At 31.0% G+C, this 26792-nt stretch carries 18 protein-coding genes; 10 read left to right on the top strand and 8 right to left on the bottom strand.

The features are described from left to right. Positions 1–130 precede the first annotated feature (130 nt). Positions 131–571, top strand: a complete 441-nt coding sequence (locus ACH5TW_RS13920) for a cupin domain-containing protein (RefSeq protein ID WP_439337111.1) — start codon at positions 131–133, stop codon at positions 569–571. On the opposite strand, the gene ACH5TW_RS13915 is transcribed toward ACH5TW_RS13920, so the two are convergent. Next, positions 572–5539, bottom strand: coding sequence for a DUF8202 domain-containing protein (locus tag ACH5TW_RS13915; protein ID WP_439337110.1), 4968 nt, complete (start codon positions 5537–5539; stop codon positions 572–574). Positions 5540–5863: 324 nt separating this feature from the next. Continuing rightward, positions 5864–10543 (bottom strand): DUF8693 domain-containing protein, encoded by a 4680-nt coding sequence (locus ACH5TW_RS13910; protein ID WP_439337109.1) that lies wholly within the window; start codon positions 10541–10543, stop codon positions 5864–5866. A 365-nt stretch (positions 10544–10908) separates the two neighbouring features. On the opposite strand from ACH5TW_RS13910, the gene ACH5TW_RS13905 reads away from it, so the two are divergent. Beyond that, positions 10909–11868, top strand: a complete 960-nt coding sequence (locus ACH5TW_RS13905; RefSeq protein WP_439337108.1) for a tetratricopeptide repeat protein — start codon at positions 10909–10911, stop codon at positions 11866–11868. Here the strand turns inward: ACH5TW_RS13905 and rsmG are convergent, their stop codons facing one another. Beyond that, a complete protein-coding gene (gene rsmG, locus ACH5TW_RS13900) occupies positions 11869–12498 on the bottom strand; it encodes a 16S rRNA (guanine(527)-N(7))-methyltransferase RsmG (RefSeq protein ID WP_439337107.1) in 630 nt (209 codons plus the stop codon). 144 nt (positions 12499–12642) lie between these two features. Here rsmG and ACH5TW_RS13895 point away from each other — a divergent pair, with 144 nt between their 5' ends. Together ACH5TW_RS13895 and ACH5TW_RS13890 are read left to right on the top strand one after the other, a co-directional pair. Next, positions 12643–13737: a fatty acid desaturase family protein gene (locus tag ACH5TW_RS13895; RefSeq protein ID WP_439337106.1), complete on the top strand. Its 1095-nt coding sequence runs from the start codon at positions 12643–12645 to the stop codon at positions 13735–13737. 33 nt (positions 13738–13770) lie between these two features. Continuing rightward, a complete protein-coding gene (locus tag ACH5TW_RS13890; protein WP_439337105.1) occupies positions 13771–14955 on the top strand; it encodes a pyridoxal phosphate-dependent aminotransferase in 1185 nt (394 codons plus the stop codon). A 55-nt stretch (positions 14956–15010) separates the two neighbouring features. Here ACH5TW_RS13890 and ACH5TW_RS13885 read toward each other — a convergent pair whose 3' ends face one another. From ACH5TW_RS13885 to trkA, 4 genes are all read right to left on the bottom strand, one after another. Then, a complete protein-coding gene (locus tag ACH5TW_RS13885) occupies positions 15011–15277 on the bottom strand; it encodes a hypothetical protein (protein ID WP_439337104.1) in 267 nt (88 codons plus the stop codon). Positions 15278–15368: 91 nt separating this feature from the next. Continuing rightward, complete coding sequence (locus ACH5TW_RS13880; RefSeq protein ID WP_439337103.1) at positions 15369–15626, bottom strand: hypothetical protein; 258 nt, start codon at positions 15624–15626, stop codon at positions 15369–15371. Positions 15627–15831: 205 nt separating this feature from the next. Next, complete coding sequence (locus ACH5TW_RS13875; RefSeq protein WP_439337517.1) at positions 15832–17328, bottom strand: TrkH family potassium uptake protein; 1497 nt, start codon at positions 17326–17328, stop codon at positions 15832–15834. A gap of 22 nt (positions 17329–17350) precedes the next feature. Further along, positions 17351–18700, bottom strand: coding sequence for a Trk system potassium transporter TrkA (trkA, locus tag ACH5TW_RS13870; protein ID WP_439337102.1), 1350 nt, complete (start codon positions 18698–18700; stop codon positions 17351–17353). A gap of 186 nt (positions 18701–18886) precedes the next feature. Here trkA and ubiE point away from each other — a divergent pair, with 186 nt between their 5' ends. Further along, a complete protein-coding gene (ubiE, locus tag ACH5TW_RS13865) occupies positions 18887–19612 on the top strand; it encodes a bifunctional demethylmenaquinone methyltransferase/2-methoxy-6-polyprenyl-1,4-benzoquinol methylase UbiE (protein WP_439337101.1) in 726 nt (241 codons plus the stop codon). Positions 19613–19616: 4 nt separating this feature from the next. Continuing rightward, positions 19617–20345, top strand: coding sequence for a type IX secretion/gliding motility protein PorT/SprT (gene porT / locus ACH5TW_RS13860; RefSeq protein WP_439337100.1), 729 nt, complete (start codon positions 19617–19619; stop codon positions 20343–20345). Between the two features lie 56 nt (positions 20346–20401). Here porT and ACH5TW_RS13855 read toward each other — a convergent pair whose 3' ends face one another. Next, positions 20402–21118, bottom strand: coding sequence for a TrmH family RNA methyltransferase (locus ACH5TW_RS13855; protein ID WP_439337099.1), 717 nt, complete (start codon positions 21116–21118; stop codon positions 20402–20404). Between the two features lie 138 nt (positions 21119–21256). Between ACH5TW_RS13855 and tamL the strand changes: the two genes are divergently transcribed. From tamL to ACH5TW_RS13835, 4 genes are all read left to right on the top strand, one after another. Then, positions 21257–23806: a translocation and assembly module lipoprotein TamL gene (gene tamL, locus ACH5TW_RS13850; RefSeq protein ID WP_439337098.1), complete on the top strand. Its 2550-nt coding sequence runs from the start codon at positions 21257–21259 to the stop codon at positions 23804–23806. A gap of 133 nt (positions 23807–23939) precedes the next feature. Beyond that, on the top strand, positions 23940–25007 hold the full coding sequence (gene fbaA / locus ACH5TW_RS13845) for a class II fructose-bisphosphate aldolase (protein ID WP_439337097.1): 1068 nt from the start codon (positions 23940–23942) through the stop codon (positions 25005–25007). A 268-nt stretch (positions 25008–25275) separates the two neighbouring features. Further along, positions 25276–26133, top strand: a complete 858-nt coding sequence (gene accD, locus ACH5TW_RS13840; protein ID WP_439337096.1) for an acetyl-CoA carboxylase, carboxyltransferase subunit beta — start codon at positions 25276–25278, stop codon at positions 26131–26133. Between the two features lie 40 nt (positions 26134–26173). Continuing rightward, positions 26174–26704 (top strand): hypothetical protein, encoded by a 531-nt coding sequence (locus tag ACH5TW_RS13835; protein WP_439337095.1) that lies wholly within the window; start codon positions 26174–26176, stop codon positions 26702–26704. The last annotated feature ends 88 nt before the right edge of the window (positions 26705–26792 follow it).

Raw genomic sequence — 26792 nt, 5'->3', positions numbered from 1 at the left:
AGTACAAGAATCCATCAATTTGACTTTGTAAAAACTTTCAGCTATCTTCGTTTAACACATGATATAAAACATTAAAACGAAACTATACACAAAACCGTTAAACGAGCCTTCAAAAAAATTCAACATCATAATGAAAAAAAGATTATTAATCTTATTTTGTTTATTACTTATTTTCTCATGTAAATCGACACAAATAACAAAAACAGAAGTTGCTAAACTAGCTGAATCTAGTAAAAGCTGGGACGGAAACAACCTGCCAAACTACCCAACAGATGCACCAAAAATCACTATCTTAAAATATACTATTCCTCCAAAAACGAAATTAAAAATTCATAAACATTTAATTATTAATGCTGGAGTATTAATAAAAGGAGAGCTTACCGTTGTAGATGAATTCAATAACACATTATTGCTAAAAGAAGGCGATGCTTTAATAGAACTAGTAAACACGTTTCATTACGGTGAAAACAAAAGTAATGAACCTGCAGAGATCATTGTTTTTTATGCTGGAGATGCTGAAACACCTTTAACGGTTATTAAAGCTGATTCTAACATAGAAAGTAATCATTAATTATTCAATAATTATTTTTTTACTTACTAGACCGTTTTCTGTTTCTAATTTCACAATATAAGCTCCTTTTTTAACTGATAAAGGTATTTCCATATCTTTTTTAGAATTGATATCGAACTCCATAATACTTTGTCCTAAAATATTGTACAATTTAGCAAGAGATGCATACACACTGTCTTTATTAAATATTTTTAACTTTGAAGCCTTAGAATCATAAAATACTAATAAATTATTACTATTTTCAAGGTCTTCAACTTGCAATGATTTGCTGTTTTTAGCATTGTAAAAAACAAGTTTAAACCTATTGTTATAAGTTCCTGTTTCTAAATAAATTTCAAAAGGTTTGCTATTAATCTGAAAAACTTCGCCTGTAACATTATCACTAATATATATAGCTTTATTAGGGTCAATGTTTTCCAGAACATCAATTTTTATAGAAGCTAATCCAGATTTTTTAACAATCAACCCTATAGCTAACTCTTGGGATGCTTCAAAATTATTAACACCTTGAATAACAAATTCATTATTATCAAAGACCCAATACATATCTTCAATATTTACATCGGCCATAAAAGCATCATATCCTAAATCGAATTTATTTGTAGCTTTCTCTTTAACCCCAACTACTATTTGCCTGTGATAGCCTAATGGAGAATCATACATTAATTTTATTGTAGGTGTTTTGCTATCATCTATTTTAGCAGTACTATTAGTCTTTTTAGTATTTAACGATTTTAAAAATAAAGATGACGATCCATCTTCTGTAACATATAGTCTTTGACTGTTTTTAAATACAACATCTCCACCATCAACAGTTAATATTGATGTTCCTTCATCATTATCAAAACCATCTAAAGCTGTAGACACAAAAAACCCTTGATTTACTGGTATATATTCACCAGGAACTTTTGTTCCTTCTGCTGCACTTCCTTCATCTGATGTATTATTAATACGGCTATCATTTGAAATTGCTATAGATCCTCCTGTTAAATTCCTAGTAGCATAACCTCCAACATAACCAGATAAGTAATGTGAATTTTCTTGTCCAAAATGATCCCAGAAATATAAAGCGCCGTTAAAAATATTACCATTAGGATTATTTCCTCCATCTGCAATACTAAGATTATCTAAAATAAATTGGGTTGCATCTATAGCAGATGGATATGGGTTTCCTATTAATCTATCAACATCATCGGTACCTGATATTTTATCTAAAGCTAAAGTAATATCGCCATTATTAGGCAAACCTTTAAAAACATAATTTTGCAACTCATCAATAGACACAGAGCCAGATGTTCCTTTCATTGTAAACCCTTCTCCTGCTTGAATAGAAGATGTCTCATTAAATCCGTTCCAGGAACCATAATCTCCACTTTCTCCATAAAAAGTATATAACCAATATGTACTAATAGTTCTTGAATCTCCAGAAGGTGTTGAATTACTTCCGTTAGGTGATGTAACAAAATTAAGATTTGTATAATCATTGGAATCTGTACCATTCTTTAAAACTTCTGATAGCGTATAATTATTATTAACAGAAGAAACTCCAGTACCTCGTGTTCCTGTATTACCACTAATAGGACCTACAGAAGACGACCAATAATTATAATTGAAGGCGTTTGCAGTACCCTGTTGATCCCTCTCAATATAACCACCACTATCGGCATCAACAATACTACCTTCAGTTTGTATTAATTGTGATTCGCCTACTAAATCTATAACACCATCTAATTCTAAATAATGAGAAATTGTTAATCCTTGACCGGAATTAGTTTCATCTTGTGGGTCCGTTGGGTCAGCAATAGTCAACGTGCCACTAGTCTGAATTAAGCCTAATAATGAAATATCTCTGTCTCCAGAAGTAATATCATTAGAAATCTCTACAATATTCCAATCAATTATTGTAGAACCATCTAAACTTAAAGAATTTGGTACAACTTGGTCTGCGTTATTACTCCAAGTAGTTGCTAAATCCCAAGCTCCATTAGCAGCAGACACGTAAGGTAAAGGCGCTGTTTGGTCGTCAACAAAATCTTTATCTTTATCTAAATATTTTAATCGTAAATAATTTTGATCATCTGTTAGCCCTTCTACTGTAGTGCCATAAAATGAATTAAAATCATAGTAAGCTTTTAGTTTACTCCAAGGTATAGAGGCAACCTCATTACTTGATGCTGCAGTTGGAATTATTTTTCCACTTACATAATCACCTGAAACTTTTTCTATTTCTTGATTCATCAAATAGTGTATTTGATCTTCAGTAAGTTCTTGGTCCCATACATAAACTTCATCTATTTCTCCCAAAAAAGGATTCGTAATAGTATTCTTGTCAACATATAAAGCCCCTAGTGCAAACCTATTAAAATTAGGTGTAGGAGGTTCAACATTTTGTTCAGATTTATCTAAAACACCATCTATATAAAAGAACACTGTACCACTAGAATACACAAAGGTAATTTGATGCCATTTACCATCATCTAATGCCATTGTTGATGTAAATCTGGGTGTAACAGTATCATCTACCATGACTTCAACTTGATCTGAACTATTCAATCTAATTTGTAACTTCTCTCCTTTCGCCATTACAGTTCTTGTACTGGCATTTGAAGCACTTTTTACCCAAGCTGATATTGTAAAAGCGTCGATATTTAAATTTAAAGCATATTCTCCAATCAAATAATCACCAGAAGCAATATTAACAGTCCTAGTACCGGATAATTTTGAAACTTTTCCAAACGTAAAATACTTAGTTCCATCAAAATCATACCAAGTACTCAAATTTCCATAGGCATCTGTTTTTAATGGTATAACATCAACAATATCTGTATCTGTAAAAGCAGCATTATCAGCAACTATTAAAGCATATTCTTCATCAGTTCCTAAAGCAAACCCGCTAAAAACTCCAGGTGGTATTGAAATAAATACATTTTCTACATCACCATCTACATCTTCAACTGATTCTACAATTTTCCATTGTCTTAATATCATTGTTACTGAAGTTGTTACTCCAGAAACAGAATTAACAGTAATATCTTCAGTTTGCCCACTAGTAGTAAAAGCAGCATTATTACAACCCCAAACTAAAAAATCACCATCTTTTTTAAATTCATTAGTATTTGTACTATTGGTTGTAAATATGCCATTTAAACCTATAGTGACTTCATTAGTTGTATTTAATGTTTTTGATTGTTTTTGATTTAAATCTGATATAGAATCCCTACCAATTCCAGCCACATGATAATTATACCCTGAATTGGCTGTGATGTCCCAAACTTTAGTTCCAAAAGAATTAATATAGTCTTTTTGAGCTTCAGTTGTAGCACCTAAAGTTATACCATACTTAATAGCTAAATACGATTCTATTTTTTGCCGATCATTATCAGCAACGCGTTCTGCAAAAGTAAAAATTTCTGCAACTCTTCCGTTTAAACTTCCTTGAACATCAAAGTTTTTTCCAATCCAAAATTCTGTTCCGTAAACAACATCGGGGTCTGGAGCTGTATCAATATATCCTACATTAGAAAAACCAATATCATCCTCAGTTGAAGTTGTTAAAGTTATTGAATTATACAAAATATCTTGACCTGTTGGAGAAGACACAGCATTGTTTCTTACATTAATGATACCTGCACCAGAATAAGTTGAACCAATTTCTCCCTCACCGTAAAAACTTCCTCCACCTGGTATATCTTGATTATAAGATAAAGTTTCATTAGTGAATTCGCTAGAATAATCACCAAATCCAATACCAGTCATATCTCCAGCACTTCCTGAATCTACACCTGCAAAAACAGTATTCCTTGTAGACGAACTATTCATATTAGCATCAGGTATCATAACAATAAAGATATCTTGACTGTAAAAACCATTATCAACGTTATACATATATTGTTCTACACTTGCTCCATCATTTTCAAATTTAACTACTGGGTTAAAATTAATATTATCAGATGCAGTGTCTAAATATGTTGGCTCTTTTCCAGAGTCAGCAGTAGCACTTTTGCCATTTGTACCTAAATCTAACCAATCGGTAACATCGCTTCCAGAAGTTACAACACCTCTAGTTGACTTTAACCATAATCTAAAATCGGCTGTAATGCCTCCAGGGCCTGGTATATCAAAATCGAATAGATCTGCTTCAACATTAAATGAATAGGTAGTATTATAATTATTTAAAATATTAATTGTAGCCTCTTGAATACCTGTACCAGCAGGCGCTGTAAATGTTACTAATACAACCACAAATGAACCTGGACTAACACTAACTGTTGGTGATTGAGCCGTTGCTAAATTATATGATGGTGGTACTAAAATTAAAGGGGTCACACTAAAACCACTACCTGTAACTACAGTAGTTGAAAGACCTGTAATATCTAAAGGGCAACTACCTGTATTAACTATAGTATAATTTCTAGTTACAGAAACTCCTTCATTAACAACTCCAAAATAAGTACCGTTGACTGCTGATGTTGTAGTAGAACCATTTAAGATATCTGCAGAAGGTGTTCCTCCTAAAACAGACATAATAGGTGAAGAATTAACCTCTAAAGTAAAAGTAAAATCTGCCTGATTACGCACCTCTATAGTTACCAAGGTACTTGTAGTTGCACAACTACCATTTGTATTTTCTATTTCAAAATCAAGATATTTGTTTTTAATACCTCCACAAGAAACTTGTTTTATATTTTTTTTAGGATTATTTGGTGTTATATCAAAATCTGACGTGTTTGAAATATCTACACCTCTTATTTTCAACCTCTTACTACCATTACAATTACTCGCATCAATATTTGTAATTCTAAAATCGAGACTAGAACCTGCATTTATTGTAACCGTAGACCCTTGTGTAACAATAGCACCACCCACTATTTCAACTTGAACAATTTGCGAATTTCCTAAATAACCAATTAATACAAAGAATACAATTACTAAAATTTGTGTAAGACTTGAGGGTATAGATCTTCTCATATAAAATTTGTTTTAATATTAATTTTAATGTGAGAGACTAAAATATATTCAGAATAGCATAGCAAACATAAATTTAAAATCGACTAAAAACAAATAAAAACGATTAAATGTATAAAATAATTTATTTTTGAAAGAAAAAATATACAAAAAGTATAACAATTATGTATTAACCAAATAAATCGTATTAAAAAGATTACAATAAAAAGAGAAGCTATCCTAAAGATGGAATAGTTAGGTTTAAATACATTCAAAAGCATTAAAAAAACTAAAGGAAATTCATTTTAAAAATTGCGCAAAACAATTCTCAAATAAAACAAGCTTTAATTATTCAACAACTATTTTTTTACTTATTATACCTAAATCTGTTTTTAATTTAACAATATAAGCACCTGTTTTAACTGATAAAGGTATTTCTACATCATTAGTAGAATTAATATCTAACTCCATAATACTTTGACCTAAAATATTGTATAATTTAGCACGAGATGTATAAACTCTGTCATTATTAAATATTTTTAACTTTGAAACCTTAGAATCATAAAACACTAATAAATTATTACTGTTTTCAAATTCATCAACTTGTAATGACTGGTCATTTTTTTGAAAAACAAGCTTAAATCTATCATTATAAGTTCCTTTTTCTAAATAGATTTCAAATGGCTTACTATTAATTTCTGAAACTTCGCCTGTAATAGCATCACTAATATATATTGCTTTATTAGGGTCAATGTTTTCCAGAACATCAATTTTTATAGAAGCTAATCCAGATTTTTTAACAATCAATCCTAAAGCTAATTCTTGGGGTGATTCAAAATTATTAACACCTTGAATAACAAACTTATTATTATCAAATAACCAATACATATCTTCAATATTTACATCGGCCATAAAAGCATCATATCCTAAATCAAATTTATTTGAAGCTTTCTCTTTTACTCCAACTACAATTTGTCTATGATATCCTAAAGGAGAATTATACATTAATTTTATAGTTGGTGTTTCATTAACATCTATTTTTGCGCTACTATTAGTTTTTTTAGTATTTGAAGATTTAAAAAACAAAGAGGTTGATGTATTTTCAATAGCAAACACACGTTGTCTATTTTTAAATACAATATCACCACCATCAACAGTTAAAATTGGCACTCCGTTATCATCATTAAAACCATCTAAAGCAGTAGATACAAAAAAGCCTTGATTTACAGCAATATATTGCCCTGGCACTTTTGTTCCTGAATTAAAGTTATCGTTAATTCTACTATCATTTGAAATAGCTATAGCGCCTCCAGTTAAATTTCTAGTAGCATAGCCTCCAACGTAACCAGATAAGTTATGTGAATTTTGTTGTCCAAAATGATCCCAAAAATACAATGCTCCGTTAAAAACAGTGCCATTCGTATTATTACCACCATGAGCAATACTCATATTATCTAAAATAAATTCAGTTGCATCTATAGCAGAAGGATATGGATTTCCTATTAACCTATCAACATTACCAGTTCCCGATATTTTATTCAACGGTAACTCTATATCACCATTATTAGGCAAACCTTCAAATACATAATTTTGCATATCTGAAACCGAAACACTTTCTAATGTACCTTTCATTGTAAAACCTTCTCCTGCAAGTATCGATGATGATTCATTTATACTTCCCCAAGCATTATAGCTATTTGCAGCACCATAAAATTTATACAACCAGTACGTACTTATTGTTCTAGCTAAACCTGGAGGAGGAATAGACCCTCCTATACTAGGAGCTGTACTAAACATCAAATTTTGATAAGCTGAAGCGTTAGTTCCATCATTTAGCACTCCAGAAATAGTATAATTTTGATTAATTGCGGATACTCCGTTACCTCTAGTTGAAATATCACCACCAATTGACCCAACGGAAGACGACCAATAATTATAATTAAAGGCATTTGCTGTTCCTTGTTGATCGCGCGTTAAATAGCCTCCACTATTGTCATCAACAATACTACCTTCCAATTGAATTAATTGAGATTCACCATTTAAATCAATAACACCATCTAATTCTAAATAATGACTAATAGTTAAACTTTGACCTGATCCTATACCTGTGGTCATATTGGTTGTTCCATCTATGGTTAATGTTCCTAATAGTGAAATCAATCCGTTTAAATAAATATCTCTACTTCCAGAGTTAATATTATTAGTTAATTCAACAATATTCCAATCTATTGGTGTTGTTCCATCAATTCCAATTGTATTAGGTATATATAAATCACTACTATTTAACCAAGTTGTACTTGTGTCCCAACTACTATCTGCGTCTGTTTCATAAGGAAGCGGTGCAGTAGTAATTTGAGAAGTATCAATATTATTTGGTATACCGTCAATATTATAACTAGAACTATCTAAGGCTGTATTAGAATTTAATGGATAATAACCTAGTAAATTAGCCCATAATACTCCACCAGAGATAGTTGTTTTAGTTATTGAACCTCTAACACTTGGTGAATTTTGCTCAATGTGTTGGTTCATCATTTCTCTAATTTGAGCTTCTGTTAAAGCAACATCCCAAATACGAACTTCTTGTATAGCTCCATCAAAATAATTCATTTCTAAAGGAGTCGTTGAGAAATTTTCTAAATCGGCTCCAATTTTAAAATTTTGAGAATTATCAATTAGACCCGATGGAGGAGATACTGATGCTACAACAATACCATCAATATACATAGTAACTAAAGCCCCATCATAAGTTACTGCAACATGATGCCATTCATTATTTGGAATATCATACGGAGATGTAACGTTTAAAACTTCATTATTTGAATTATCAAACCAAATTAAATTAGGGAAATTATTTTTTAAACTTAAATGGTATCCTGATTGTAAACTAGCATCTATATTTCCTTTAGACAATATAGTTCCTGTAGTTACTGTGTTTTCTTGATAGACCCATGATTCTATTGAAAATGCATTAGATAAATCATGATTATCGCTAAAATCAATATAATCATCAACACCATCAAAATCGATAAAGTAATCAATAATATTAACTGAATAATCTTCTACTTCACCATCATATCCAGATTCGCAGCTAGAAGGATGACTACTATATTTTGAAGCAACACGCATTCTTGAAGTACCAATACTAGCACCTATAGGAACTGTGATATCCATCATTAGTGAATTTGAAGTTAACCCATCAACAACATTTGTTGCAACCCCCATATCGTATTCCTCTCCAGGATCATCAAAATCGCCATCTCTATTCCAATCTATCCAAGCATTGGTATAAACCGTCCAATTACCATCTGTATTAACTCTTACAGATAAATTATGTGTTGATCCTTTATATAAATTAGTCTCTATATTAGTAAAATCTTCGTAATTATTGTCCTTAGGTATTTCGTTATCTGAATTATTTATAGTATTAAAAGTCACATTTGTAATGCTTGTATCCCAATTCAAATTACCTTCAGAATTACAATATTGACCTATTCCTTGAACCCTAAATGTATATAGGCTTTCATCAGAATCAGTACTTGCTATAGATATAGTTACTGAGTGCAACCCTGAAGTAGTTGGATCGTAAGTAATAGTAAACTCTTCATACGCTCCCCCTGCAATGGTTGCATTTGGATTAGCAGTTAATGTAAAATCAGACGTATCTCCAGTTAATGTAACATAAGGACTTGGATCACTCAATGTTAAATCAGAATCGCCTAGGTTTTGAATCCTAAACGTATGAGACAACGACAAAGCACCTGCAATTTCTACTGAGCCAAAATCAGTCCCATCAACTAAAGAAACAACGGTATTTCCGCTTGGTATATCAACCGTATTATATTGAACATTAATTTCAGGTTCTAACGTTTGCAAATCACTTAAATCTACTATCTGAATTTCATGAGCCATACCATTGCCACTTCGATGCGACCAATGAGCTGCTTCGGTTGTAGAATTTAAATAATAATTTCTCCAGCCTCTTCCATAAGCAGTACCATTTCCACTTGTTCTAGAAGCTCCAATAATAAACGCCTGATTAACATCTGTTAATCCTGCTGAGGTTATATTAATTGTACGCTCTCCAGAATTATTTGAAGTATTTTGAAAGCGTGTTACATTTAAATCAGAATTCACTAAAACATGCACAAAATGCCTGTTTGTACCTGCAGAATCATGATTACTATGAAAAGTCCAATCTACTCTTTGATTATTATTTCCAGGTTCGGTTACTGGCCATAAATCTGAAAGCGCATCATTAGTACCACTAGCATTAATATCGGCTCTAAATTGGCTAAAAATTATTGCTTCGTTCCATGAGGAGACATTAGTTGCTGCCCCTGTACCATCTGAACCATTTCTTAACCTAATTGTACCAGAATCTGAACTTACATTTCCTGAATCACCATGCAACACAGACCAATTAGTTCCAGTAAATTCTACTAGTGTAATATAAACTCTTACATTATTTGCATTAGATCCTTTTTGAACTCGTAAAGTTGTAGAATCTTCTAGATATGCAATGGCTGTAGCAGAATCTGCATCTTGTGCAGTTGCATTATTCATTATACCTGTTATAAAAGGTATACATTTATCTACATTAACTATTCCTGAAACAGCTTGTATTACACTATTATTTGTTCCATTTAAATTAACAGCATATCTCCCTCTTACAATAATCTCATTCCTTCCATTTGCTGGTCCAACATATTCCCAAATAGAAGTATTAAATCGCATATCTCTATTTACAGAATTAGCTTCTCTATAATATGTTAAAGTATTAGTATTTGTTAATTGTCTGCCACCCGCCATATCTTCTCCAGCATGATTATTTTCATTTCCTGAAGGACCCGCATGTGTTTTTCGGTTATTATTAGCTAATTCAATTGCATTATTTAAAGAGCTGACTGCACTAAAGCTTGAATTAATTCCTCCTGAACGAGCAACATCATCTTGAATATGCTGAACTCTAAAATCTGCCGCTTGAGAAAAGGCATTATTAGAGCTTAACATAAAAAGTAAAAGCATACTCTTATAAAAGAGTAAATTTAAGATTGAGAGTCTTTTCATTTATTATTTAATAGCAAAATACAGGACAAAAATAAAATAAAATTTTAATTTTATACGATAAAAAGCTAAAAACAATCGATAAAAAGCTTTTTTTGTCGATTGTTTGCAAAAAATACTACAATAAATAAGAGTTAATGCGATTATTTCTACAAAGTATATATAATTAAACTTAAATTTAACTAAAGAATTGCTTATAAAATATTAGTTTAATAGAGTCTTTTTTGTAAAAAACTCTTTTTTACATATAATAGATAAAAAATTTATTAAAAATATCATTAACTTTATTCTTAAAAAACGGCATATTATTTGTTGCTATTCCAACTATGAAAAAAAGTATTATCATAATCTTCATTGTATTTCCTATAATTATGTTTGGTCAAGCTAATAAAATTATAAGAAAAGGGCTTAAAACAATAGATTTAAAAGAAAAAATAGAATTATTTACAGATGCTATTGAGTTAGATCCAGAAAAACTAGATGCTTATTTTTATAGAGCTATTGCAAAAAATGATTTAGGGGATTATTATGGCGCTATTGCAGACTATTCTAAAATTATAGTTAAAGAGCCAGACGCAGACACTTATTATAATAGAGGGAATTCTAGATTTAGTTTACAAGATTTTGAAGGCGCAAAAAATGATTACGCAAAAGCCTATGAGCTTGACAAAAAATTTTTAGACGCTCTTTATAGTTTAGCTTGCGTAAAATTTGATTTAGAAGAATTTAATGATGCTATCAAAGATTTTTCAAGTTATATAAAAGAAGTTCCCTATAACTCCATGGCATATACATTACGAGCATATGCATACAAATCTTCAGGCAATCTCAAAAGTGCAGTACAAGATTTTAATACAGCTGTTTTGATTGAACCAAATGCTGATTCATATTATAATAGAGGCATATTTTTAATGGAATTAAATTATTACAAAGAAGCAAACTCTGATTTAAATAAATCGATAAGACTTAATAAAAATAATTCATTCGCTTATTTTTATCGTGGATCATCTAATCTGTTTCTTGGTAAATTCAACGAGGCTATTTCTGATTTTTCATCAGCTTTAAAATTTGACTCAGTAGATTTTGACTCGTATCTTGGTCTAGCAATATCCTACTATAAAACAAATGATTTAGTAAATGCTAAACTTAATTTTGATAAAGCAAATTCAATTATTTTATCTGGAGAACCTATTAAAAGTATAGAACAGTATAGTAATACATACTTATTTCAAAACCAATATTTCTATTTTAATGAAAACCTAAAACTATTGGTTGAGTTGAAATAATTACCCTTTAAATTTTAAAGGTAAGTGCACCACTTTTTTTGTTTCGTAAAAATCTTCTGAGAAATAATCGGGTAAATTATAAATTGTAGTTGTTCTGTAATCTTTCAGCTCTTCGGTTAAATCACCTCCTTTTAAATATAATATTCCATTTTTAAGCTCGTGCTTTTGCTCTTTAGCTATTTTTCCTTTTACCCAATGTACAAATGTTGGCATTGCAGCTACTGCGCGACTTACTATAAAATCGTATGTTTCATTAATATCTTCTACACGGCTATGTGTTGTTCTTACATTAGTTAACCCTAAGCCTTCAACAACCTCATCGACTACTTTTAGTTTTTTCCCTATACTATCAACTAAATGAAAGGAACATTCTGGAAATAAAATCGCCAGAGGAATTCCTGGAAAACCACCACCTGTACCAACATCCATAATACGGCTTCCATCTCTAAAGCTGATAACTTTTGCAATGCCTAAAGAATGCAAAACATGCCTTAAATAAAGCTCGTCTATATCTTTTCTAGACACAACATTTATTTTCAAATTCCAATCTTGATATAGCGATTCTAATTTCTTGAATTTATCAATTTGATCCTCTGTTAAATTCGCGAAATATTTTAAAACAAGTTCCATGCAATGTTAAATTTTCAACAAAAATATACTTTTTATATCCGTTTTTTTACAAAAAAACGTTATAACTTAAGTTGGTTTATACTTATCTTTGCGCCGCATATTGTTTATACACAATAATCTGTATGCCTATTTAAAATTAATAGCATGACAAAACAAGCTTTATCCTTTTCAAGAACGGACTCAGCAAAATTTTTTAAAACGCTGAACAAACGTGTTAATGATTATTTTAAAGACAATAACATTAAACGTACTGGAAATTGGAAACTATATACTAAAGCCATTGTTATGTTTTCTTTACTAATTGTTCCTGTTGTTTTAATTTTAACTATTACCTTACCTGTTTGGACTCAAATTTTATTCATGGTTATTGTTGGCATTGGAATGGCTGGTGTTGGTATGAATGTGATGCATGATGCTAACCACGGTTCTTTTTCAAGTAAAAAATGGGTTAATAAATTAATGGGAAGTAGTATTTACATTTTAGCTGGAAATGACTATAATTGGAAAGTACAACATAACGTATTGCATCATACTTACACAAATATACAAGGCCATGATGAAGATATTGATGCCGGTAGAATTATTCGTTTTTCTAAGCATACAAAGTGGTTAAAAATCCATCAGTATCAAAAATATTACGCCTTCTTTTTGTATGGTTTATTAACTGCAAATTGGGCCATTACTACCGATTTTGTACAAACATATAAATATCTTAAAAGAAAGTTAGCTTATGGCAAACTTCCGCATCCAGCGACACAATGGACTAAATTAATTATTGGGAAAATAATTTATTACTCTATTTGGGTCGTTTTACCATTATCACTAGGCTTTGCTTGGTGGGAGGTATTACTTGGCTTCTTAATTATGCACTACACAGCTGGCATTATTTTAAGTGTTATATTTCAATTAGCACATGTAATGCCTAATACAGAAATGCCTACTCCTGATGAAAACGGAAATATGAAAAATACGTGGGCTATTCATCAATTGTTTACTACATCTAATTTTTCACCAAAAAGTTGGATTGTAGAATTTTATACAGGTGGATTAAATCGACAAGTAGAACATCACTTGTTTGCAAATATTAGTCACGTACATTACAGCAACATTGCAAAAATAGTTAAACAAACTGCGCAAGAATTTAGCTTACCATATAATGAATACAATACATTTTGGAAAGCGGTTTCAGAGCATTATAACCAATTAAAGGTTCTAGGTAAAAAACCTAGCATAGCCTAAACTTTACAAATACCATCATAAACAAATAAAAAAATGAGTTTACTTTCTGAAAGAATTTTAAACATGGCTACGTCTGCAACTTTAGCAATGGCGGCAAAAGCAAGAGAACTTAGAGGAGAAGGAAAAGATATTATTGGGTTAAGCTTAGGCGAACCTGATTTTAATACACCTGACTTTATTAAAGACGAAGCTATAAAAGCAATCAATGAAGATTATAACTCGTACACACCAGTTGATGGTTATGTAGAGTTAAAAGAGGCTGTTATTACTAAATTTAAACGTGATAACAACTTAACATATACACTACCTCAAATTGTTGTATCTACTGGAGCAAAACAAGCTTTAGCAAATATTGCAGGTGTGATGCTTAACAAAGGGGACGAAGTTATTTTACCTTGTCCTTACTGGGTAAGTTATTCTGATATTGTTAAGTTAAACGACGGTGTTCCTGTAGAAGTTAAAACGTCTATTGATACCGATTTTAAAATGACACCAGAGCAACTTGAAGCAGCTATTACACCAAACACAAAAATGATGTGGTTTAGCTCGCCTTGTAACCCTAGTGGATCTGTTTACAGCAAATCAGAATTAAGAGGTTTAGCTGAAGTATTAGCAAAATACCCTAACATATATGTGGTTTCTGATGAAATTTACGAACACATAAACTATATAGGTGGTCATGCAAGTATTGCTGAGTTTGATGATATGTACGACAGAACGATTACAGTAAATGGTGTTTCTAAAGCATTTGCGATGACCGGATGGCGTATTGGATACATTGGTGCTCCAGAAAAAATAGCACGTGCTTGTAACAAAATGCAAGGTCAAATTACTAGTGGTGCAAACTGTATTGCGCAACGTGCTGTAATTACAGCTTTAAACGAATCGCCTTCTCGTGTTCAATACATGATTGACGAATTTAAAGTACGTCGCGATTTAATTTTAGGATTATTAAATGATGTTGAAGGATTTAAATCGAACACACCAGAAGGTGCATTTTATGTATTCCCTAATGTATCATATTATTTTGGAAAAACACTTCGTGGAAAAACAATAAACAATGCTACTGATTTCTCTTTATATTTATTAGAAGAAGCGCTTGTTGCAACTGTTACTGGTGAAGCGTTTGGAAATCCAGATTGTATTCGTATTTCATACGCCGCTTCTCAAGAGCAAATTATTGAAGCTATTAAAAGAATAAAAGATGCTGTGAGTTAATACACGAACAACAGATATAAATTTGAAAGGCCACTAATTAATTAGTGGCCTTTTTTTATTTTATTAAATACCAAATAGCTATAAATAAAGTAACAAAGAAAATAATACTTGTAATAGCTAATTTCAATCTATATTTTCTAGCATCCTTTTGTATTCTTTCTTTAATTTCATTTAATTCTTCAGGAGAAGCTTTAGGAAATTCTTTTATTTTCAAATGGGCATAACTACCAGACAAGGCTCCTTTCTCTCTTCTTTTAGATAAAAGACTTCTATTGTTTTTTAATGAATTATTGGCAGCCGCCATTGAACCTTCTCCTCCCATGATTTCTAAATTAAAAATGAAACATCTAATAATAACACCACACATGTAATAAGTAGTAATCTCTAATAAAATGTTACACCTAAAAGCTTTTTTAAGAAAAAATAGCGAAAATGATTGTTACAAAAGTTGAGACTTTCAAAACAGTCTCTGTACTTGAAGTAAAACGATATTGACTACTTTTTAATCGTTGTCTGATACCAAAAATTGATTGTGAAGTTGGGTTGTTTAAATTTTCTTTTACAATGCTTTTGTAATTTGAATTTAAAATACCTTCTGGTTTTGTGTGTTGAGAAAACCCAATGGGTTCTGGTAATGTTTCTAAATCTGTACTTGTTAATACTAATTCCATGATTAATAATTTAATTGGTTATATAATATCGACGAGAAACTTTCGAAAATGTAACATGACACCAATAAAAAAAAACGAAAAACCACAAATACACCCGCGTTAGCGATTGCAGTGAAAATCCCACAGCGTAGGAACGGAGCGAGGACTTGTAGCGTAAAGCGCGACCCTTTGGTAACGCCCAAAAGCTTAAATAACAAAATACGTTTTACCTATTTCGCCAAAAGAAAGGTGTAAACAATATAAGTACCGTAAAGAGTTCTAAACGCCCAATAAGCATTAAAAATGATGACCACCATTTTGCTAAAGGCGGTAATGCAGCATAATTATTTACGGGACCAAAATTACCAAATGCAGGTCCTACATTACCCAAACTAGAAGCCGATAAACCTATGGAAGAAATAAGATCTATTTCGAACATAGAAAAAACTAAAGCGCCTATAATAAACGATAGCATGTATAATATAAAAAAGGCTAAAACATTAAATACAATAAACCTATTGATGGCTTTTTTATTATAACGAACAGGCACAATAGCATTAGGATGAAGCGTACGCTTAAATTCTAAAAAACCGTTTTTAATAAGTATTAAATGGCGTACTACTTTTACACCTCCAGAGGTACTTCCTGCTGAACCACCTAGAAACATAAGTCCGAAAAAAAGCACACCTAAAAAAGGCGCCCACAGTGTATAATCGGCAGAGATAAAACCTGTTGTTGTAACAACTGTAAGTACTTGAAATAAGGCATGCCTAAAAGCACTTTCGCCTTCGCCCCAAACCATTGGGTGATCTATTGATGATATTGAAACATTGGCTTTAAAATAAATAATAAGTGCCGCTATTATAGTAAAAACAGAAACAAATTTAAAATATAGTTTAAACTCCTCGTCTTTAATAATTTTTTGAACCTTGCCTTTAAATGCAAAATAACTTAATACAAAATTTGTACCCGCTAAAAACATAAACAATATAATGATATACTGAATTATGGGTTGATTGTTCCAATAGGCTACACTAGCATTTTTTGTTGAAAAGCCACCTGTTGATAAGGTTGCCATAGAATGATTAATAGCATCGAAAAACGACATACCAGCTAATTTAAGAAACAATGTTTCGGCAGCTGTATACCCAAAATAAATAAGCCATAAACGCTTTGCTGTATCTGTAATTCTAGGATGTAATTTATCGGCACTTGGCCCTGGAGCTTCTGCTGCAAAGAGCTGCATACCTCCAATACCTAATAAAGGCAATATGGCTATAGCTAATACAATAATACCCATACCTCCTATCCAATGCGTGGTACTTCTCCAAAACAAGACACCTTTTGGCACCGCTTCAATATCATTTAAAATAGAGGCTCCTGTAGTGGTGTAACCAGACATGGTTTCGAAAAAAGCGTTTGTAAAACCAGGAATACTTTCTGTTAATACATAAGGCAAGGTGCCCGATAAAGACATAATTACCCAGCCAAAGGCTACTACAATATAACCTTCGCGCTTATTCATTTCCTTTTTATGCTTTCGGGTAAATAACATTCCAACAACACCTATAACAAGTGTTAATATACCTGCAAGAAATATTTGAAATGTAACGCCATCTTCATAAATTAAACTTACAAGGGCAGAAAGCAACATAAAACCACCATTAAATAATAATAGCAATCCTAAAAAATGAAAAATAATTTTATAATTGAGTCTCAATATGTATTACTTTTTAATTTGATTTTTAAAGAAATAATTTTTCAACGCGTTTTATTGATTGTAACAAACAACATACAACAACACGATCGCCTTCTTCAATCTTAAAATCACCTAGCGCTATCATGCCTTCTCCGTTTCTAACAACACCTCCTATAATTGCGGTTCTAGGAAAATTAGCATTTTTAATTGTTTTATTACAAATGGCCGATGTGCCTTTAACTTCAAATTCTAACAACTCTGCATTTAAGTTGTTGAGCTTTGTCATGGCTACAACTTCTCCTTTACGGATATACCTAAAAATATTATTTGCTGCTAGTAGTTTTTTATTGATTAGTGTATCAATACCTATGGAATGTGACAAATCAAAATAATCGATATTCTCAACTAAAGCTATGGTTTTTTTAACGCCTTTAGATTTAGCAACTAAACAAGACATAATATTTGTTTCAGAGTTTCCTCCTACTGCAATAAATGCATCCATTTCGTTTATATTTTCTTCGTCAAGCAAATCTACATTACGTCCATCACTATTAATTACCAAGACCTTTGTTAGTTCCTCTGCTAAATCGAAAGCTTTATCTCTATCGCCCTCTAATAACTTAACATTAAATCCTTTTTCACTTAAATCTCTAGCGGTTTTATAGCCTATTTTGCTTCCGCCTAGAATCATAACGTTTTTAATTTCTCTATTAACCTTACCTGTAAGTCTACAAAGTTCTTCATCGCCACCTTCAGAAGTTATAAACACCACATTGTCTCCGCGTTTAAACTTAGTATCACCTCTAGGAATAATAGTAAATTGCGTACCAAAACGTTGAATTGCAATAGGCACAAAATGTATTTCTGGAAAAATCTGAGCTGCTTCCTTAACTGTTTTTCCAATAAACGAAGCTGTTTTAGAAAGCGTTAAACCCGCCATAGTTAATGCGCCATCTTCAAACTCGTAATTTTCGTTAAAAGAAGATTGTTTTAAAGATAATTCAATTTCAGAAGCTGCTAAAGCCTCTGGAGAAATTAATTCATCAATACCAAACCTTGTAAACCCAACTTCATCTTTGTAGTGAATAAATTCGGTATTAGCTATACGAGCAATAGTTTTCTTAGCTCCTAATTGTTTTGCTAAAACACAAACAGTAATATTAGTTGTCTCACTTGATGTAACAGCAATAAATAATTCGCAACTTTCTACACGGGCATCTTTTAAAATACTTATGGAAGTAGCATCTCCTTTAACAACTCTAATATCTAAATGTGTATCGGCGTATGCTAAACTTTTTTTATTTGGATCTATTAAGGTAATCTCTTGAGATTCAAAAGACAGTAGTTTTGCTAAATGAAACCCTACTTCACCTGCACCAGCAATGATTATTTTCATTTTTTTAATATCATAAAAAGAAGTATCAAAGATACTATAATTTATAATTGGCAAGCAATATGAATTTATTAATATAAAAATTAATTATAATTTAAACGCCAACTAAGCTATACAAAGTAGTTTTAAGCTTCAATGATATTTTAAAGTCAAAAATAAATTATGTAGGTTTGCGAAAAAAATATAGCATTGTCGAAAATTAAGCCCTACAAAAACAGCGATTTAGGTAAAAAAGAACAAGTTACTCAAATGTTTGATACTATTTCTGGTGATTACGATGGATTAAATCGTGTTATCTCATTTGGAATAGATATCAAATGGCGAAAAAAAGTGGTAAAACTTGTTAAAGAAAACAATCCTGATACTATTTTAGATATTGCTACAGGAACTGGTGATTTAGCTATTAATCTTGCAGAAACTAATGCCTCCAAAATTGTTGGTTTTGATATTAGCAGTGGCATGCTTGAAATTGGCAAACAAAAAATTAAAAAGAAAGGTTTAGAATCTAAAATAGACATGGTTTTAGGTGATAGTGAAAATATGCCTTTTGAAGATAATAGCTTTGATGCTATTACTGTTGCTTTTGGAGTTAGAAATTTTGAAACTTTAGAAAACGGATTAAAGGAAATTTTTAGAGTACTAAAACCTAACGGCACCTTTGTAATTTTAGAAACTTCAATCCCAACAAAATCGCCTTACAAACAAGGCTATATGTTTTACACAAAAAACATTTTACCACTAATAGGAAAACTCTTTTCTAAAGACAGAAGTGCCTATAAATATTTATGCGAATCTGCATCTGTTTTTCCTTATGGTGAAGATTTAAACAATATTTTGCGTAAAATTGGGTTTATTAATGTTGAAGATTTTCCACAAACATTTGGTGTGGCAACAATTTATAAATCATCTAAGTAGTTACATGAAGCACGTTTTTATATTTCTAGCCTTTTTATTTATCATTCAAACATCGAATGCACAGTTTTTTAAAAAAGAAAAAGTAACTTATGACGCCAATCAAGGTAAAGGTGGTACAGATAATAATTTACTACGTTGGGGTTATTTTTTAGGTATTAATAACTATGATTTTAACTTTGACTATAATGAAAATTTAAGAGATATTTATGTAAAAAGAAGTCCTGGTTTTAGTGTAGGTTTAATTGGTAATCTAAGGGTAAACAGCTTTATAGACTTACGCTTAGAACCCGGTTTACTTATTACAACCAGAGAGCTTTATTATAGTCAAAATTATTTTCAAGGCATTGATTTTAAAACATCTGATTTAACAAGAGAAGTTAAGTCTACATACATTCACGTACCATTATTAGTCAAAATTTCTACAAAACGTGTTAATAATTTTAAACCATTTATTGTGGGTGGTTTTTCTACAGCTTTAAACTTATCTAGCAACGAAACAAACCCAAACGACAATAGTAACGGGCAATTTAGAACTAAAAAGAACATGCTTTTTTATGAGTTAGGTTTCGGGATAGACTTCTACTTATATAATTTTAAATTCACGCCTTCAATAAGGGGTTTATTTGCAATTAACGATGAACTGGTTAGAGATGATGATCTCAATAGCCCTTGGACAAGTAACATTACTAGCATGAAAACACGTGGTGTTTTTATTAATTTTACGTTTCAATAGAGAATTGGTATAAAACGTAATCAACTGCTAACTGAGACCGAATACTGCCAACTAAATCACCTTCTAAATTCACTCAATAAAATAGCAGTTGCTGTAGCTACATTTAAACTTTCAGTAGCTTGAGTGTCTCCAAATCTTGGTATAGATATTTTTTCACTTATAATAGTTTCTACTGCTTTTGAAACTCCATTAGCTTCATTCCCCATAACCAAAATACCTTGTTCTGGCAATTCCTTTTTATAAACAGTTTCACCATCCATAAAAGCTCCAAAAACTGGAGATTTATTTTCTTTTAAAAACGCTACCAAATCTACATAACTTATATTCACTCTAGTAATTGACCCCATAGTAGCTTGTATTACTTTCGGATTAAAACAATCTACTGTTTCTTTACTACACACCAAATCTGTAACACCAAACCAATCGCAAAGTCTTATAATAGTTCCTAAATTTCCAGGATCTCGAACCGAATCAAGCGCTACAATAAGCTGATTATTATTTATGGCTTTAGACTGAGGTATTTTAAAAACAGCTAAAGCTTTATTAGGCGTTGTTAAAAAACTAATACGCTTTAAATCGGTTTCAGTAATTAAAATTTCATCTTTGGCATCAATGTTGAAGGTTTCTGTCGTATATAACACATGAAGCACTAACTGAGACTGCAAAAGCTCTTTTATTGTTTTTATACCTTCAACAACAAAAAAACCATGTTGTTGTCTATATTTTTTTTGCTTTAAACTCGTTATTAATTTTATTTGACTTTTTGAAAGCATATTATTTTTATAAAATTATTTAAACATTCTTTTTGTTTAAATAATGTATTTTTGAATTTATTAAAAACATTTTAATTACAAACTTACAAATACTGTACGCTTTTAAAGTTTAAAACCTGAAATAACTATCATTTTCATTTGAAACTAATACCTTTTAAAATATCAATACTCCTTTTAATCACTATATGTTTCACTTCATGTGATGCTGTTAAAAGAGTTGCTGAAGATGAGCAATTACTTACTAAAAACAGCGTCTCAATAAACGACAAAAAAGTAAATACCGAGGTAATTAACAATTTACTTTATCAAAAACCAAATAGAAAAATTCTAGGTATTCCGTTGCGTTTACATATATACAATATGGCACGACCTAATAAAGATTCTATTTTTGAGGCTTGGCTAGATAAAAACCCAAAACGAAGAGAGCGCTTAGTAAATAAATATTCAAAAAAACAAGTTAACAAACTTAAACTATCTTCATTAGGATTTAATGATTGGTTAAAAACCACAGGTGAAGCTCCAGTAATTATTGATGACATAAGAACTAAAAAATCTGTAAAACGCATACAAGATTATCATATAAATAATGGTTGGTTTGATGTTGAAACAACTTATAACATTAATGATAAAGAAAATAAACGAGCAGAAGTAGAATACCAAACTAAAACAGGTAAAGCATATATTTTAGATACTATTTCAAGTAAAGTTGTCTCGCCAATAATAGATTCGTTATACAAATCCATCAAAAAAAATTCTTTTATAAAACAAAAAGAGCAATACAAAACTGAGAATTTAGTAAATGAGCGTGATAGAATTTCAAATGCATTACGAAACTCTGGTATTTTTCATTTTAATCAAGACTACGTAACTTTTGAAATAGACACTATTGGCACCAACAAAAAAGTAAATATTGATGTTCAAATATTAAACAGAGCCATAAGAACACCAGATTCTATAAGAAGAGAGCCTTTTAAAGTTTATCATATTGATGATGTAAATATTATTACCGATTATAAATATGAAAACAGAGGTAAACCTTTTCAAGATTCTATAAGATACAATGGTTACAAACTTTATGCTTACGACAAAATTAAGTATCGTCCAAAAGCAATTACCGATGCTATGTTTATAAACCCTGGAACCATATTTAAAGATCTAGATAGAACAAGAACTTATAGACATTTAAACGGTTTACGAACTTTTAAATACCCAAGTATAGAATATGTTGAAAACCCAGACTACACACTTACAGACACCATACGCTTAACTCCTTTAAAGAAATTCAGTCTCGTTTTTAATGCAGATGTATCCAAAAACAACATTCAAACCATTGGGCTTTCATTAAATCCTAGTTTGTTAATTAGAAATATTTTTAGAGGTGCAGAAACATTAGAAGTTTCTGCGATAGGTTCTATTGGAGCGTCTGATGATCAAAATAGAAATAACCTGAACGATCCGTTTTTTGACATCAATGAAATTGGAGCCAATTTAAAGCTTACAATCCCTCGATTATTTTCACCTTTTTATACTGAAAATATTATCCCAAAATACATGCTACCTTCTACCAGAATAAGTTTAGCTACCACAAGCCAAACTAATATAGGATTAGACAAACAAACTTTAAGCGGCGCTTTTAATTACAATTGGCATCCAAATACAAAAAAAACAAATAAGTTAGATTTATTTAATGTACAATATGTTAGAAACTTAAATATTGAAAACTATTTTGGTGTTTATCAAAACTCATTTAATTCATTAAACCAAATAGCTCAAGATGTTAATTACATAGATCCTGGCAGTAGTCTAAATATTCCTAATGAAGATAACCCTGTAAATGAAGCTAATGCTTTCATAGATTATGTCTTGAATGATGTAACACCAACCGAAATATCGAGTACACAACTCAAAACAGTAAATAGTATTAACGAACGTAAAAACAGACTTACTGAAAACAACTTAATTCTATCTTCTAGTTTTAGTTTCACAAAAGATGAACGAACCAATATATTTGATCAAAACTTCTCAATCTTTCGTTTTAAAATAGAATCTGCAGGTAATTTATTAGCAAACGCATCTAAACTTTTAGGTGCAAAAAAGAATAATGATAATCGTTACGAACTTCTAAACGTTGCATTTTCACAATACATTAAAACAGAATTAGATTACATTAAACATTGGGATCTAGGCAACAAAAACATATTAGCAATACGAAGTTTTTTAGGCGTTGCTATTCCATATGGAAATTCATCAAGTATACCGTTTTCAAAAAGTTTCTTTGCAGGAGGACCAAATGACAACAGAGCTTGGTCTGCATACAACTTAGGTCCAGGAAGTTCTGAAACTACAAACGAATTTAATGAAGCTAATTTAAAGTTAGCATTTAGTATAGAAGAGCGTTTTAATTTATTTGGCAACTTAAACGGCGCCATTTTTATTGATGCAGGAAACATCTGGAATGTTTTAGATGATGTAGACGACGCCAACGCCACATTTTCAAATTTTAAATCTTTAAAAGACATTGCAATAGGTTCTGGATTGGGTTTACGTTATGATTTTAGCTTTTTTGTTTTCAGGTTTGATGTAGGTTTTAAAACTTACGACCCTTCTTATAGGGAACAAAACAGATGGTTTAATGATTACAATTTTAACAACGCTGTTTATAACATAGGTATTAATTATCCATTTTAACCTTCTTTTTTTATTAATTTACTAAAACGATTTCGTGTATTTTTAGGGTTTTCGCATTGCAAAACAGTAAATACTTATTTAAAAAAACATTACTTTTGATACCTACTAAATACTAATTAATTTTTTTTCAAATATGGGACACAATATAAAGCCAGGAGTTGCTACAGGTAAAGAAGTACAAGCAATTTTTAATCATGCTAAAGCAAATAACTATGCTTTACCTGCTGTTAATGTTATAGGATCTGACACTATTAACGGTGTTTTAGAAACAGCTAGAGACTTAAATGCTCCAGTAATTATTCAATTTTCTAACGGTGGAGCGCAATTTAATGCTGGAAAAGGATTAAGTAACGACGGGCAAAAAGCTGCTATTGCTGGTGCCATTGCAGGTGCAAAACATGTACATACATTATCTGAATCTTATGGTGTTCCTGTAATTTTACACACAGACCACTGTGCTAAAAAATTATTACCTTGGATAGATGGTTTATTAGATGCTAGTGAAAAACATTTTGCTGAAACAGGAAAATCACTTTTCAGTTCGCATATGATTGACCTATCGGAAGAGCCAATTGAAGAAAATATTGAAATTTGTAAAACCTATTTAGAGCGTATGTCTAAAATGGGTATGACTTTAGAAATTGAATTAGGCATTACAGGAGGCGAAGAAGATGGTGTAGATAATACAGATGTTGATGATTCTAAATTATACACACAACCAGAAGAAGTAGCTTATGCCTATGAAGAATTAAGCAAAGTAAGTGACCAGTTTACTATTGCAGCTGCTTTTGGAAACGTTCATGGTGTTTACAAACCAGGAAATGTAAAATTAACCCCGAAAATCTTAAAAAACTCTCAAGAATATATTACAAAAAAATATGGTGTTGAAGAAAACCACATTGATTTTGTATTCCACGGTGGATCTGGATCTACAGTAGAAGAAATTAGAGAAGGTATTAGCTATGGTGTTATTAAAATGAATATTGATACCGATTTACAATATGCTTTCATGAGTGGTATTCGTGATTATATGGGTGAAAAAGCTGAGTATTTAAAAGGACAAATTGGAAATCCTGATGGTGCCGATGTACCGAACAAAAAATACTACGACCCAAGAGTTTGGTTACGTGCTGGAGAAATTACGTTTGTAGAGCGTTTGAAAAAAGCGTTTGAAGATTTAAACAATGTAAATACTTTATAAAAAAAGGTTTACAATAATACACTAATTTAAAGGCTCTGTTTTATTTCAGAGCCTTTATTTTTTTAACAATAAAACACTAGAAACAAGATTATTACAACTAAAGAAGCAACTGTATTTAATAAAAACACAAGGGCATTACCTCCAAAATTAAAAAAAGACTTAATTTTGTAGTTAGGCTTTCTGTTATTTTTTTGACTATTAAAGTCAATAGAATAATAAAGCAACCCTTGTTATAAATAACATCGTAAACTATAAAACGTAAATTAATATGTCTTGGTTTAAAAGAAAAACAAAAGGAATTACAACTACTACTGAAGAAAAAAAAGACACTCCAAAAGGATTGTGGTATAAATCTCCAACTGGTAAAATTGTTGATGCCGAAGAATTAGCAAAAAACTTCTATGTAAGTCCAGAAGATGGTTACCATGTTAGAATAGGCAGTAAAGAATATTTCGAAATACTTTTTGACGATAATAAATTTAAAGAGTTAGACGCAAAATTAGAGTCTAAAGATCCTTTAAAATTTGAGGACACAAAAAAATATCCAGAGCGTTTAAAAGCGGCACAAGAAAAAACCAAATTAAAAGATGCGGTTAGATGTGCTGTTGGAAAATCTAAAGGAAAAGATTTAGTAATTGCCTGTATGGACTTTGCTTTTATTGGTGGTTCTATGGGAAGTGTTGTTGGAGAAAAAATAGCAAGAGCAGCCGATTATTCCTTAAAAAACAACATACCATTAATGGTTATCTCAAAATCTGGAGGTGCTCGCATGATGGAAGCCGCATTATCGTTAATGCAATTAGCTAAAACATCGGTTAAATTAGCGCAATTAGCAGATGCTGGCATACCTTATATTTCGTTATGCACAGACCCAACTACAGGAGGCACAACAGCATCATTTGCTATGTTAGGAGATATTAACATTAGCGAACCTGGAGCTTTAATTGGTTTTGCAGGCCCTAGAATTGTTAGAGATACAACCGGTAAAGAATTACCTGAAGGCTTTCAAACATCTGAGTTTTTATTAGAACATGGTTTCTTAGACTTTATTACCCTAAGAAGAAACTTAAAAGACAAAGTGAATCAATATCTTGATTTAATATTAAATCAGCCTTTGAGAGCTTAAAAAAATTATTTCATATTTACTAACCCCAAAACCAAATTTCATGAAACTAAAAATTAACTTAGTACTACTTTTAATTGCAACTGTTTTTAACTGTAGTGAACTTGACAAACTAACAGAATTTGATATTACTGAAGATTTTGATACAACCATTGAAATATCTATTCCAGATAATGATGGAGGTAAAGCTGTAGCTCTATCTGAATCTTCAAGTATAGACATTTCTTCGAATGAAGAAATTAATAAAAATTTAGATTTAATTCAGGATATAACTATCAATTCATTAACATACGAAGTATCTAATTTTACTGGTGCTGAAAATGCGACTATTACAAATGCAATTTTAAGTATTGGTGATATTTCTATTGAAGTTAGTGATATTAACTTAAAACAATCTGACGACAACAATACTGTTTACAATATTGAAAGTCCAAATGAATTAAAAAATATTGCTACTTATTTAAGAAATAACTCAGCTGCAACAATTACATTGTCTGGTGAACTAAGTGCAACACCAGTTACTTTTAAAATTAAAATTAATATAGATTCTACATTTACTATTGATGTAATCTAATTTTTTTTTATTAGAACAAAATATACACCTGTTAGGTTTTAAAAACTTGACAGGTGTTTTTTATTTTGTAACACTTGTAAATAATTAA

Origin of the sequence: Thalassobellus sediminis, from assembly GCF_044386045.1 — a bacterium.
GTDB classification, from domain to species: domain Bacteria; phylum Bacteroidota; class Bacteroidia; order Flavobacteriales; family Flavobacteriaceae; genus Thalassobellus; species Thalassobellus sediminis.
The sequence above is the reverse complement of the archived record's forward strand: the minus strand, read 5'-3'. Positions and strand labels throughout refer to the sequence as shown.